This is a genomic window from Lactococcus formosensis, from assembly GCF_018403745.1.
GTDB classification, from domain to species: domain Bacteria; phylum Bacillota; class Bacilli; order Lactobacillales; family Streptococcaceae; genus Lactococcus; species Lactococcus formosensis.
Map to the genome: position 1 here is coordinate 249,223 of NZ_BOVP01000003.1, position 14,023 is coordinate 263,245.

The window sequence follows — 14,023 nt, forward strand, 5'->3', positions numbered from 1 at the left end:
AACTTTTAAAAAGAAGATAAGCGTGATAAAATAAAGGTAATGAATACTGAACGAAAAGAAAGCAAAGCAAAGTTTTTAGTTGTTTCTCAAGAAATAGAAAAAAGAATTGAGCAGGGCACTTATGTGTCTGCTCAAAAACTTCCTTCTGAATATGATTTGGCGTTGGAATTTGGCGTGAGTCGCTTAACCGTACGTAAAGCCATGGAAGATTTGATGACTAAGCAAATTGTAATTAAGAAAAAAGGAAAAGGCGCCTATGTGATTGAGCAACCCAAGATCCAAAGTGGAGGCATGGGTTTAAAGTCCTTTACCGAAGCAGCAGAAGCTATGGGTAAAGTTGGGCAAACACGTTTACTAAATTTTAAAAAATTAAAGGAAGTGCCAGAAGAAGTTGTAAAAGCACTGAATAACACAGCAGATCTGGTGGAATTACAACGACTGCGTTTACTTGATAATGAGCCCATGACTTTAGAAAAACTCTATTTTGCAGAACAATTAATCACAGGAGCAACGGAGAAAGAATTGACTGGATCCTTGTTTTCCATGATTGAGGAAAGAATAGAAATTGGCTATTCACACCAAGAAATTGAAGCGATTCTGGCTACAGAGGAACTTGCTCAGTTACTGGAAGTGAAAGTGAACAGTCCAGTTTTCCGCGTACACTCCACGGCTTTTGCTTTAGACGCTCGACCTATCTTATACGATATTTCTTATTATCGTGCGGATAAATATTCTTTCAAGAATACTTTGATTCGCCAGCATTAAAGTTAAATAGAAAAAAACAGCATTTAAAGCTGTTTTTTTCTATTTAAGAAATCATAGAGAGCAAAGAGAGCGATTCCACCTATAAAACATGCTATCCCTGCTTTTAAGCCTTGAGGGAAGAAAGTAAGTTCGATAACATGTTCACCTTTAGGGGCAGTAACTTTCATGAAACCTTCTTGTGCTTTGTCTAAGGTTACGGAATGTCCATCCAATTTGGCTGACCAACCTTTATCATAAGGTAATGTGAGGAAAAGATCACCAGAGGTATTGGTATTATAAGTCAAACGAAGTCCGTTTTTTACTTGTTCGGTTTTCACCTGTGTTTGCTTTAGGGTATCCATAGCCGCTTGGTATTTGGTGTTGTCCAAAGCCCAAAATCTTGTTATGCCAAAGGAAACTTGTGAGTTTTCTGGGAAGGAAACACTCACTGTTAGTTTTGTTTCCTTTTCAGAAGTTCCCAAATTATAAAAATTACCAACATCTTTACTATTGACATTATAAGAATGAAGAACTTTTTTTCCTGAATGAATCGTAATCGTAGTCATTTTTGAATTATCATTAATGTAGCTTACATTAGGTAGCTCAAGATAGGCTTGACTATGTGCGGGTATGGTAAGCTCATAGGTTACTGAAACACCGCCGTCTTCTTCGGCTTTACGTATCAGTGTAACTTGTTCTTTCCCACCGGTTATTGTGCTGTTACTGTTTTCTGAGTTTGGGTAAATCTGTGTGAAATATTTTTCTTTACTGTGCGTCAATTGACGGAGAAAGGCTTCTTGATTACTGATTGTTGCTCTTTCTGAACTGCTCAGAGCTGCATCTTGGAATCGATCTTTTACAAATATTCCAACCGCTTGTGCATTTTGATTCTCAAATAAAGAAGGTTTTATTTGCTTAAAGCCATATTTTTCAGGTTGAAATTGATTAATATTATAATTTATGGAAAGAAGTGAATCCATGAGTAATGTGTTTTCAGGGTAGCGGAGATTAAGGAAGGTGCTGTCTGTATGAAAGCCTAAAAGTCCCAAGACCCGGCTTGAATTACTATTACGGACAGAGGAAAACTGCGCTATGGCATTATAATTGTATTTCATACCATCATTTGCCGTATCAGGCATCGTGTTTTCTGTACGCACAAAAGTATCTCCAGAACGCTCGACTACATTTTGGACGAGAGGTTGAATGAATTTTGTTTGGGTATTGTAGTAAGTTCGGCTTGCAAAATTCCATTCTTTCTTAACTCCTGCAAGCTGGTAGTATCCATTTAAACCTGCTTCAGCACACATGAACAAAGCAAGGATGGCAACTAAACCTTTCCAAGGAAGCCATTTTTTAAAGAAGGTAAGAAGAACCAAGAAATAAGCCAAAGCAAAGAGTAGAGTCAGAGCAAACTGTAGCGTATCGAGATAAGGATAATCTCCGAGTAAAGCAGCAGCAATAAAACCAAGGGAAAGCAGCACAAAGGGTACTATAGCCATCCAGAGTTTTAAAGACTTGAAGCGCGTGAGAACTTCACAGGCCATAAGTAAAATGAGAAGAGAGAAAAGGAAAGCGTAACGATGTAAAAACATGTTTGGAGAATGCATCCCTTGCCACGCCAAATCTAAAACTTGCAGATAAAAAGAGGCAGTCAAGAATGCAAGCAGGACACTGAAAGCTATTTTGGTCCGCCATTTCACTTGAGGAAGGAAGAAGAAAGTAAGAGCAAGAAGGAAGGGAATGAGGCCTAAATAAATCATTGGGACAGCATTATACTGTGTTGTATCATAGGCCCCCACAAAGTTTTTAGAAAAAAGATCAAAAACGGCAGAATTTTGTGTCCAAAAATCATTGATCTGGGAAACAGCTTGAGTATTATTTGCTTTCAAATCAAGATACATCGGAAGAAGCATAACTAAACTTGTCACAGCAGACAATATAGAAGTAATCGAAAAATCAAAAAACTTTTTCCAAGACCACTTGGTAAATGTTGAACGTGCTAAAAAATACAACACTAAGAAAATTGCAACCATAAAGCCGAAATAGTAATTTTGGATGAATAGAATGCTTAAGCTGCTGAAATACAGTTTACGCTTGCCGAAATCTTGAAGTCCGTGCAAGCCCCACATGATGAGAGGAAGCCAGATGAAAACATCGAGCCACATTATAATTTCAACTTGACTCGTTAAGAAGCTCATCAGGGTGAAAGATGTGGATAATGCCAGCGTGATAAGAGAGGGGATAGTTTTATACATGTTTTTCAATGCCACAAAACTTGAGAGACCTATCGTTCCAAACTTTAAAAGTGTAATCAGATAAAGTGCATCTGGCATAGTATGAACATCGAAAAAATAAGTAAGGGGCATGAAGAAACTTCCCATATAGTAAGCAGAAAAAGCATAAAGGTTTAGCCCCAAACCATTTGTGAAAGTATAGAGAAAGCCTAAGTTACTATTATGAAGAATATCCCGATAAAGCGTGTGAATAGCAACATATTGATGATATGCATCGCCAGCGAGGATAGAAGTGTCACTCCCCCAATAAATACCGAGGAAGGCGAAAGCTACCGTAAGTAGTCCAGCAGGGAGGATAAAACTTCCGAGCATTAGCCAAATATTTTTCTTGATAAAATCAAACATACATTTATTATAACCTAATTTCTTATTTATAAAAGAAAAACTGGACTAGTCCAGTTTTGTTTTTAACTCTTTTGCGATTTCTTCTAAGCGATTATCTTTGTTGACCTGAGGTATTTTATAGCCGATGTAGTAAGGAGAAGTGATAAATCTCGGTACAATCTTACAAATATAACGCTGGCTGTCCGGCATTTTGTAGAAAAAAAGATTGTAAGAATCACAGCGTCCGCTCATATAGTCATTCAGTAAATACTGTGTAATGAGCTGAACCTTATCAGCCAAATGATCGATATATTCAAGTTGGGAAATGATAACATTAAATTCCACAAATCCCATAATCGGACGAGTGGAGATTGTAATATCGACACTATTTTCCTTAAGTGTTACACCTTCAAAATTTTCAGGAGAGATATGTTCATAACCATCTGCTTCTTCCAAGCCAACAATCTGCATGTGTGGATGGCGTAATGTTCCGCCAGAATGGGGGCCAAAGTTTTTAAACATAAGTACTGATTTATATTGGGGATTTTCCAATAGCTTCTGCCAACATTCAAAAGCAAACCGAAAGACTTCTCTATTTTCTTGAACAGAGTAGGTAGAGACATCTCCGAGGTGTTTATCTGACTCGATAATCACAGTCATTAAAGAATTTTCGACAGTAGGAAATTTGTTTTTAAGCCAAATTTTGTGCCCTTGTCGGTCCAAAATATCTTTGAGATTGGGTGTATCGCAAAAAGGACAGACTCGCTTTGTTTCGGCAAGATTTGCGTATTTATTTTTATTGATTTCCATGTTAAAAATCAAAGGATTATCTGTGTGTTCAATCATATTTCTATTATAGCATTTCGCAGTCTATTTATTTCTGGAAAAAACTGGTATAATAAATCGTTACCTATTATTTACTTCAGCCTTCAACTGAATGTAAGCTTTTTTGTTTTTCTAAAGAAAAATAGGAAATCTAATAAAAATAGAAAGAGATGGTGAACAAATAATGGATAATTCAAAAACAAGAGTTGTTGTCGGTATGTCTGGTGGCGTCGATAGTTCAGTTACAGCTTTAATGCTGAAAGAACAAGGGTACGATGTCGTTGGTGTTTTCATGAAAAACTGGGACGATACTGACGAAAATGGTGTATGTACAGCTACAGAAGACTACAAAGATGTAGCAGCAGTAGCTGACCAAATCGGTATTCCTTATTATTCTGTCAACTTTGAAAAAGAATATTGGGACCGTGTGTTTGAATATTTCTTGGCCGAATACCGTGCAGGTCGGACACCTAACCCCGATGTTATGTGTAATAAAGAAATTAAGTTTAAGGCTTTTCTTGATTACGCAATGGAACTCGGGGCTGATTACGTAGCCACAGGCCACTATGCGCGTGTAACGACAGACGAAGATGGCACAGTTCATATGCTTCGTGGCGTGGATAATAATAAAGACCAAACTTATTTCCTAAGCCAATTGTCACAAGACCAATTGAAGAAAACAATGTTTCCACTTGGTCATTTGGAAAAACCGGAAGTACGCGCCATTGCCGAACGTGCTGGACTTGCAACAGCGAAGAAAAAAGACTCAACAGGAATCTGTTTCATCGGCGAAAAGAATTTTAAAGAATTTTTAACAAACTATCTTCCAGCAACTTCAGGTAAAATGATGACACTAGATGGTGTAGAAATGGGAACGCATGCCGGTCTCATGTATTATACCATTGGTCAACGTGGTGGTTTGGGAATTGGTGGACAACATGGTCAAACTACAAGTGATCCGTGGTTTGTAGTAGGGAAAGATCTTAGTACAAATACGCTCTATGTTGGACAAGGCTTCCATCATGAGCATTTATACTCTGATAATTTAACTGCCAGTGAATTGAGTTTCACTCGTCCAATGCCTGAAGAATTTGAAATGCATTGCACAGCGAAATTCCGTTACCGTCAAGAAGACACAGGTGTAACTATCTCTGTTAAGGGAGATAAAGTTGCTGTCAAATTTGATGAACCTGTACGTGCTATCACTCCAGGACAAGCTGTTGTTTTTTATGACGGTGAAGAGTGTCTCGGCGGTGCGCTGATCGACTTCGCTTATAAAAATGGTCAAATTATGCAATACCAATAAAATAAGAGAAACGTGGGGTAAAACCCGCGTTTTATTTTTAATTTAATTATAATTAAAAACTTATTTATGGGTGCGAATATGAAAAAAATTGGAAAAGGGAACCTCCTTTTACTTGCTTTGACGCTGGTAATAAGCCTTGTATTTATTTGGAGTACGAATTATAAAGAAAAAAGTAAACTTTTTGCTGATAATATCACCCTTCCACGTTTGATGATGGGTTTTGAACAAGAAGAAGCGACAGAGCAGCTTGTTACAGAAATTGCTCAAGGAGATTACTCAAATATCCAAGGAAAATGGTCGACTGAGAAGGGGGTAAATTACGAAATTGATGGCACACAATTTCGGTGTGGGAAGCGGGAGTATTATATGATTAAAGGTGGATATGATGAATACGGGACGCCATATATCATGACAGATGACAGGGACTCAGCAAAACTTTATTTTTATCCAGCAGGAAAGCCGATTCCTATGCTTCAAGAAGATGGTACTGTTGTCGTATCAGATATGGCGGATCCAAGTGATACAAATAGAAATCGGCTCTTATTTGCACAAACCATACTCACTGCAAATCAAATAAAAGAAAACGTTTCCTATCAAAAAAATTGAGTCATTTAGACTCATTTTTTTTAGTACCAAATACTGTAAAGACAAGACCAAATATACTTTTTCACTATTTATATAAAAAAGAAGAAAAAAAGTATTAAAAAGCTTTCATTTCTCTCATAGTTGTGATATACTAAGTCATAAGACTGTAGACAGTCAAATTGTTGGAGGAATTTTTTTACAAATGAATGAATTTGAAACATTGTTAAACAGCGTTGAGGACGTTAAAGTACGTGACGTCGTAAAGGGTGAAATCCTTACTATCGAAAACGGGCAAGCAACAGTTGCTATCGTTGGTACAGGTGTTGAAGGTGTCCTTACACTTCGCGAAATCACAAACGACCGTGATGCTGATATCAATACATTCGTAAAACCTGGTGATATTCTCGATTTGCTTGTTATCAAACAAATCGTTGGTAAAGATGCTGAAGGTGCAAATGTATACCTTCTTTCATTGAAACGTCTTGAAGCTCGTAAAGCTTGGACTGAACTTGAAGGTAAAGAAGGCGAAATCCTTACAGTTAAAGTTACTAAAGACGTTAAAGGCGGACTTTCAGTAGACTATAACGGTGTTCGTGGATTTATCCCAGCGTCTATGATTGATACATACTTCGTTAAAGATACTAAGAAATTTGTTGGTCAAGAAATTGAAGCTAAAATTATCGAAATCAACGCTTCTGAAAACCGCTTCATCCTTAGCCGTCGTGCTGTAGTTGAAGCTGAAACTATCGAAATGCGTAAAGAAGCTTTTGCTCAATTGAACGAAGGCGATATCGTTGAAGGTACTGTTTCACGCGTTACTAACTTCGGTGCATTTGTTGACCTTGGTGGTATTGACGGACTTGTTCACGTTTCAGAACTTAGCCACAACCGTGTTAAACGTCCATCAGACGTTGTAAAACCTGGTGATAAAGTTGAAGTTAAAATCTTGAAACTTGATGAAGAAGCTGGTCGTCTTTCACTTTCTCTTAAAGCTACACAAGCTGGCCCATGGGAACAAGTTGAAGAAAAAGCACCAGTTGGTTCAACTGTTGAAGGAACTGTTAAACGTCTCACTGACTTTGGTGCATTCGTTGAACTCTTCCCAGGCGTTGAAGGACTTGTTCACGTTTCACAAATCTCTTGGGAACGTGTTGAAAATCCAAAAGACGTACTTAAAGTTGGTCAAGTTGTGAACGTAAAAGTTCTCGATGTGAAACCTGAAGAAGAACGTATCTCACTTTCAATCAAAGCATTGGAAGAAGCTCCAGCTCGTCCAGCTCGTAACAACGAAGATGGCGAAAAACGTGACCGTAAACCACGCGCTCCACGTAAAGCAGCTAAACCAAGCTACGATCTTCCAGAAACTCAAGAAGGTTTCTCACTCGCAGACTTCCTTGGCGAAGACTTCGACATCAACGATTTGTAAGAAAATCTCCAGAAAAGTCGCTTAAGCGACTTTTTTTGATCTTTGATAAAAATTTCTTTTGGCAATTTGAAATTGACTTCTGAACTTAATAGTTCAGGAGTTTTTCTATTTTATTGAGGTTTCTTTGTGTTGATTGCGAAAGCTTAAAGCATTTCGAGAGCTTTCTATTTATTTCTTTGATTTAATTTTTCTTTATAAAACAGAAAGATTATAGATGTTGAATCTATGTTAAGATGAAAGAAAAAATTATTGGAAAAGAGGAAATTTATGATGAAAAATAAAAAACAAGTATCAGTCGGACTGATGAGCATTATTTTATTAACCTTAGGGGGAGTGGGCCAAGTCCAAGGCGAATCCTTGGAAGACTTGAAAGCAAGGATGGCAGAACATGTCAAAAAATTAGAAAGGAGTAGCCGCTCATCAGATTCCGAAGAAACAAGAAAAATGGAAAAAGAACTGGAAGAGATGTATCTCAAGATGGTTGATCAAGAAATGAAGGAAAATAAGATCATGGAAAAAATCGATAACTTACCAGTGGTTCCTGACAAAACAGACCGGACACGTGCACGATATGGCAACTGGACCTGGCGTGATGGTGTGATTGCCATTACAAATAGAGGTATTTCTGGAAGTTGGCATGCGGGAATAGTAGCACCACAAAGATTGAGGGTTACAGCGGAATCTTCACCAAATACAAATGGGGTTAGATTTCAATCTAACTTTGAAGGGCGTGGAAAAGTAGGCAACCATAATGTCTGGCAAACAGGAGTAAAGTCAACAAGCATCTCACAAGATTGGTGGGCAGGTCATTGGGCGGGAAGACAGGTAGGCAAGCCCTATAACTATAACTTCTACCGCACCAATAACAGAAACAGCTTTTACTGCTCGCAGCTGGTTTGGGCAGCCTATATGGATGTTGCTAAAGTTAATCTTAATACATCAGCTTACGATATCCCAGGGGCGCGAGCTATTCATCCGTCGGAGTTGCTGTATAACAATAAAGTCCAGTTGATTTATCGTGCCAAATAAGGATGTCTATCGCACAATGAAAAAAATAATATTACTCGTTATAGCAGCTGTTTTCTTCTCACTTGGTGCCGTTTTTTTAGTCTATAGAGATACCCCTAAAGGTAATCAGACCTTTAAAACAAGTAAAAAAATTGACTTTTATATCATGTCGTCCAAAAAGATTGTGGGTTTTGAGAAGACTGATGAGGGGGCAAAGAAACGTTCAGAAGACAAAGTAAAGCTAGGAGAGGATACTGCAACCCATAGTCTCCAACCCGCTTCTAAAAATAATCATTTCTTTGTTTTTGAAGATTTCACACCAGGCCCTTTGCCCAGAGGACCACAAACAGTCGTTAGCTTAGATATTGAAAAAGGCAGCTTATCGAAAGCAGAATATCCCGAAGGGCCTATCACAGGTGCAGGATTTGATGGCAAGTTTTACTATCCCATGACCAGTCAACCTGATGGAGGCTCGGTTCACAAATATGATAAGTCCAAAACACTAAAAAAGCAATTTAAATTCCCAGATACAGCTGGTAATGTGATGCATGCTGCAGCAACGGATGAGAAATATCTTTATGTTTTGAATAATGTGATGAATGAAGGAGATAAATACACACACAATAATCTTGTGACTTTTGATAAAAATAATTTAAAGAAGGTAGATGAAAGATTAATCGCCAATGCAAGTGCTGCTGTAGCAAACTCAGAAGGTTTTCTGGATATGAAATTAATAGGGAATAAATTTTACCTGACAAATACAGGGAACCGCTTGAAAAGCAACCCCTATGAACCCACTTCACAAGATAAATTAGTCATTCTTGATAAAGATAGCTTGGCACGTAAGGAAGTTAGCTTGGGGCAAGCTGAACCTCATAAAATAGCAGTCTCCAATGATGAAAAAACTTTAGCTATAAGTCATACGAATGACAGTTTTGATACATCAATGATAATAAGCTTCTACGACATAGACACCCAAAAAATCAGTCGCTTAGCACTTAATGAATCACTCATAGAGAACTATTCTACAGATGACATGCTTATCAATGTCGATTTTGATAAAGACGGCAAAGTTTGGATATTGACTTGGAAAAATCTTCTTGTCTATGATTTAGAAAAGCAAGAGAAAGTTTTTGGGATTGACTTAGCAAAATATGATTTGGAGTATTCGCACTTACTGGCTTTGAAGGAGAAGTGAGCAATTTTTAAGAAAAATCAACCCTTTCTTTTGTTGCTCATTTTACTTAAAAATGATATTATATTTTTAAGCAACCGTTTGCGTAAAAAGAGAGGTGAATTATGAATAAACAAAATTGGTGGCAAGAAGCAGTAATGTATCAAATCTATCCCCGTAGTTTTCAAGACAGTAATGGTGATGGCATTGGGGACATTAAAGGGATTATATCCCGCTTAGATTATTTGGAAAAATTAGGGATTACTGGCATTTGGCTTAGCCCAGTATATAAGTCTCCCAATGATGATAATGGTTATGATATTTCGGATTATGAAGCAATCATGGCAGAGTTTGGGACGATGTCAGATATGGAAACATTGATTTTGGAAGCAGAGAAGCGTGGGATTAAGATTATTATGGATTTGGTGGTCAACCATACCAGTGATGAGCACCCGTGGTTTATTGAAGCAAGTAAATCAGAAGAAAATAAATATCGTGACTACTATATTTGGCGTGATGCTCCTGCTGATGGTGGTCTTCCTAATGATTTAAAATCAATATTTGGTGGACCAGCATGGCAGTGGGATGAAACAGCAGGTCAATATTACTTGCATCTTTTCAGTAAAAAGCAACCTGACTTGAACTGGGAGAATGAGGCACTACGTCAGGCTGTTTATGAGATGATGAATTTCTGGATAGACAAAGGCATTGGTGGTTTCCGTATGGATGTTATCGATCTTATAGGAAAACAGCCAGATGAGGGTATAACAGGCAATGGACCAAAGTTGCATGATTACTTAAAAGAAATGCACCAGGCAACGTTTGGCGGGAAAAATCTCTTAACAGTAGGAGAAACTTGGGGGGCAACACCTGAAATTGCAAAACAATATTCTAACCCAGCCAATAAAGAGCTTTCGATGGTTTTTCAATTTGAACATATCGGCTTAGATGAAGCTGAAGGACAAACTAAGTGGGATTTGATACCGCTAGAGATTCCAAAATTAAAGGAGGTTTTTAGTAAATGGCAAACAGAACTTGGAGATGAGGGATGGAATTCACTCTTTTGGAATAACCATGATTTACCACGGATTGTTTCACGTTGGGGTAATGATAAAGAATACCGTGTAGAATCGGCTAAAATGTTGGCTATTCTCCTACATATGATGAAAGGGACTCCGTACATTTATCAAGGAGAAGAAATTGGCATGACCAATAATCCTGTAACTGATATTGAACAAATTGATGATATTGAAAGTCGAAATATGTATTTTGAGAGATTGGAGGAAGGTTACAGTAAAGAGGCTATTCTTCATTCAATTAATGCAAAGGGACGTGACAATGCGCGTACACCGATGCAATGGAGTAATGCAAAAACAGCTGGATTTAGTACAGGCCACCCGTGGTTAGCCATTAATCCTAACTATGAAAAAATTAATGTAGAGGCAGCTTTAGAGGACGAAAATTCGATTTTTTACACTTATCAAAAGTTGATTGCTTTACGTAAAGAAAATCCTATCATCGTCTGGGGCGAGTTTGAACTACTTAAAGATACAGCAGAAGAAGTTTTTGCTTATATTCGCTCTTACAAAGGTGAAAACTGGTTAATTGTGGCTAATTTCACCGCTAACGAAAATCAATTTTCTTCCTCATATGAAGTAAAAGAGGAGGTGATTCATAACTATCCTGACGCTATCGATAATGTGAAAGAAATTGTACTTAAACCTTATGAAGCATTTGTTGCCAAGTTTAAATAATTTACAAAAACCTTACTTCAATCAGAGTAAGGTTTTTTTGTGCATCTTTTAACAGAAAAACATTTACATTTAAATTGTTGACAAATGAAAAAGAATTACTTATAATAAAAGAAAGCGTTATCAAAATATTGACAGATAATTTAAGGAGAATAGATATAATGAAATTTGGAATGATTGGTCTTGGAAAAATGGGCTACAACTTAGTACAAAATGCTGTGGATCATGGGATTGAAGTGGTGGCTTTTGATCAAAATGAAGCAGTTGTATTTGAAGCAGAAAAATATTCTGAAAAAGTTACCGCAGCTCAAAACTTGGGAGAGCTTTTGAGTAAACTTCCAAGTCCTAGAATAGTGTGGGTAATGTTACCAGCAGGAGAAGCGACAAATTCAACTATTGAACAGCTTTCTGAACAACTGTCGGAGGGTGACATTCTTATTGATGGTGGTAATTCTAACTATAAAGATAATTTGCAGCAAAATGAAAAACTTAAAAAGAATGGTATTCGCTTTTTCGATGTTGGAACTTCCGGAGGAATGGCTGGTGCACGCTCTGGCGGTAACTTTATGATTGGTGGCGACGATGAAGTAGCCTGGAAAGTGCTTGAACCACTATTCAATGCATTGGCACAAGAAGATGGCTATCTCTATACTGGAAAATTGGGGAGCGGGCATTATCTTAAAATGATTCACAATGGGATTGAGTATGGCATGATGCAGGCTATTGCTGAAGGTTTTGAGATTTTGGAAGCCTCACCTTATGATTATGATTACGAGGCGGTAGCAAAGCTTTGGAATCATGGTTCGGTTATTCGTAGCTGGTTGATGGAGTTGGCTGAAGCACAGTTTGCTCAAGATCCAAAATTAGAAGATATTGCAGGAAAAGTTGCTGCATCGGGTGAAGGGAAATGGACGGTGGAAGAAAGTCTAGATTTAGAAGTACCTGCCCCAATCATTGCTCTCTCGCTTATGATGCGAAATCGCAGTTTACAAGAAGATACAATGACAGGAAAAGTCGTTGCTGCCTTGCGTAATGGCTTTGGTGGACATGCAGTTGTAGAAAAGTAAGGAGAAAAAATGGAATATTTGATTGGTCTTGACTTAGGGACGACTGCAACCAAGGCAGTACTCTTTAAGAAAGATGGAGAAATCGTGGCAAGCAGCAGTCATGGCTACAAACTTCATCGCGATTCGACAGGAATGGCAGAAGAATCCCTAGAAGACATTTTCGAAGCTGTTTTGATTACTATTCGTGAGGTTTCAATTCATCTAGAAGAGGAAGATGAGCTCTTAGCTGTATCTTTCAGTACACAATTGCATTCTCTCATTGCTTTTGACCAAGAGTGGCAACCTTTGACAAGGGTAATTACTTGGGCAGATACACGAGCAGTTGCTTTTACAGATGAACTAAAGTCTTCAGGACAGGGTTTCGAAATTTATCAACGAACAGGAACACCGATTCATCCGATGGCCCCACTTTCAAAACTCTTGTGGCTGGCAAGTGAACGTCCAGAAATTTTTGAAAATGCAGCGCACTATCTCGACTTGAAGGGTTATATTTTCTATCGTCTCTTCAAAACGAACAAGATGGACTTGTCGGTCGCAACTGGAACAGGCATTTTTAATATTCATGAGTTGAACTGGGACAAGGAAGTTCTAGAACTTGTGAAAGTATCTCAACAGCAACTTCCGCAAGTCGTTGAACCTTATGAGATTGAGGAGGGAATGCCTTCAGAGTTCGCCAAGAAGATGGGCATTCCTGAAACAACTAAGTTTGTCTGGGGCGCAGGAGATGGTCCACTTTCTAATCTTGGTGTTAACGCCATTAAACCAGGAGTAGCTGCAATTACTATTGGGACTTCAGGCGCGATTCGTGTGGTAACAGATAAGCCACGTGTCGATGCTAAAGCACGGACTTTTACCTATGCTTTGGATAAGGAACATTGGGTAGTTGGAGGTCCAGTTAACTCTGGTGGCGATGTTTTCCGTTGGGTGAGGGATCAAATTTTCGATGAGGAATTAAACTTTGACGAAATTACTGAGATTGCCGCGCAGATAGAGGCGGGAGCAGAAGGTCTGCTTTTCCATCCTTATTTGGGCGGGGAACGTGCTCCTCTTTGGGATGCTAATGCCAGAGGCTCCTTCTTTGGCTTAAACCATGGACATAATCGGGATCATATGGCCCGCGCCGTTTTAGAGGGTGTAATGTTCAATCTTTACATGGTGGCTCTAAGTTTGATTGAAGTGACAGGAGATTTAAAGCAAATCCAAGCAACAGGCGGATTTGTCAGTTCAGAGTTATGGACACAAATTTTAGCTGATATTTTTGAACAACCAATTAATGTGCCAGAAAGCAAGGAAGCAGGCTGTTTAGCAGCTGTGGTAATGGCAGAAAAAGCCTTAGGATTGATTGATGATTTGGGTGTTGTTGAGCAAATGATCGGATCTAATGCAACCTACAAGCCTAACAGTAAGAATTTTAAAGCTTATAGAGAATTATCAATCATTTTTGTACAATTGGCCCGTAGTTTTGAAGAAAGCTATAAGGCTATTGCTGACTATCAGCGCAAATAAAAGTTAGGAGATT

At 38.2% G+C, this 14,023-nt stretch carries 11 protein-coding genes; 9 read left to right on the forward strand and 2 right to left on the reverse strand.

Annotated elements, in window-relative coordinates:
* Positions 1-39 precede the first annotated feature (39 nt).
* Complete coding sequence (locus tag KJS37_RS04635) at positions 40-765, forward strand: GntR family transcriptional regulator, LSA1692 subfamily (protein ID WP_017369191.1); 726 nt, start codon at positions 40-42, stop codon at positions 763-765.
* Positions 766-788: 23 nt separating this feature from the next.
* Here KJS37_RS04635 and KJS37_RS04640 read toward each other — a convergent pair whose 3' ends face one another.
* Both KJS37_RS04640 and KJS37_RS04645 read right to left on the reverse strand, forming a co-directional pair.
* Positions 789-3,383 (reverse strand): YfhO family protein, encoded by a 2,595-nt coding sequence (locus KJS37_RS04640; RefSeq protein ID WP_213496086.1) that lies wholly within the window; start codon positions 3,381-3,383, stop codon positions 789-791.
* Positions 3,384-3,428: 45 nt separating this feature from the next.
* Complete coding sequence (locus tag KJS37_RS04645; protein WP_213496088.1) at positions 3,429-4,208, reverse strand: DUF4931 domain-containing protein; 780 nt, start codon at positions 4,206-4,208, stop codon at positions 3,429-3,431.
* 160 nt (positions 4,209-4,368) lie between these two features.
* On the opposite strand from KJS37_RS04645, the gene mnmA reads away from it, so the two are divergent.
* The 8 genes from mnmA (at position 4,369) to gntK (ending at position 14,010) form a co-directional block, all read left to right on the forward strand.
* The gene (gene mnmA / locus KJS37_RS04650) at positions 4,369-5,493 is read left to right on the forward strand and encodes a tRNA 2-thiouridine(34) synthase MnmA (RefSeq protein WP_029345661.1); all 1,125 of its coding nucleotides are present in this window, start codon (positions 4,369-4,371) and stop codon (positions 5,491-5,493) included.
* Between the two features lie 78 nt (positions 5,494-5,571).
* Positions 5,572-6,099, forward strand: coding sequence for a hypothetical protein (locus KJS37_RS04655; RefSeq protein WP_165711513.1), 528 nt, complete (start codon positions 5,572-5,574; stop codon positions 6,097-6,099).
* A gap of 181 nt (positions 6,100-6,280) precedes the next feature.
* Entirely contained in the window at positions 6,281-7,504 is a 1,224-nt protein-coding gene (gene rpsA, locus KJS37_RS04660) for a 30S ribosomal protein S1 (protein WP_004256275.1), read from the forward strand.
* A gap of 249 nt (positions 7,505-7,753) precedes the next feature.
* On the forward strand, positions 7,754-8,533 hold the full coding sequence (locus KJS37_RS04665; RefSeq protein ID WP_213496090.1) for a YiiX/YebB-like N1pC/P60 family cysteine hydrolase: 780 nt from the start codon (positions 7,754-7,756) through the stop codon (positions 8,531-8,533).
* Between the two features lie 16 nt (positions 8,534-8,549).
* Positions 8,550-9,710: a hypothetical protein gene (locus tag KJS37_RS04670; RefSeq protein ID WP_213496092.1), complete on the forward strand. Its 1,161-nt coding sequence runs from the start codon at positions 8,550-8,552 to the stop codon at positions 9,708-9,710.
* Positions 9,711-9,811: 101 nt separating this feature from the next.
* Positions 9,812-11,440 carry a glycoside hydrolase family 13 protein gene (locus tag KJS37_RS04675; RefSeq protein WP_213496094.1) on the forward strand — a complete coding sequence of 543 codons (1,629 nt, stop codon included), beginning with the start codon at positions 9,812-9,814 and terminating at the stop codon, positions 11,438-11,440.
* A 158-nt stretch (positions 11,441-11,598) separates the two neighbouring features.
* Positions 11,599-12,504, forward strand: coding sequence for a phosphogluconate dehydrogenase (NAD(+)-dependent, decarboxylating) (gnd, locus tag KJS37_RS04680; protein ID WP_165714767.1), 906 nt, complete (start codon positions 11,599-11,601; stop codon positions 12,502-12,504).
* Positions 12,505-12,513: 9 nt separating this feature from the next.
* Positions 12,514-14,010 carry a gluconokinase gene (gene gntK / locus KJS37_RS04685; RefSeq protein WP_213496096.1) on the forward strand — a complete coding sequence of 499 codons (1,497 nt, stop codon included), beginning with the start codon at positions 12,514-12,516 and terminating at the stop codon, positions 14,008-14,010.
* The last annotated feature ends 13 nt before the right edge of the window (positions 14,011-14,023 follow it).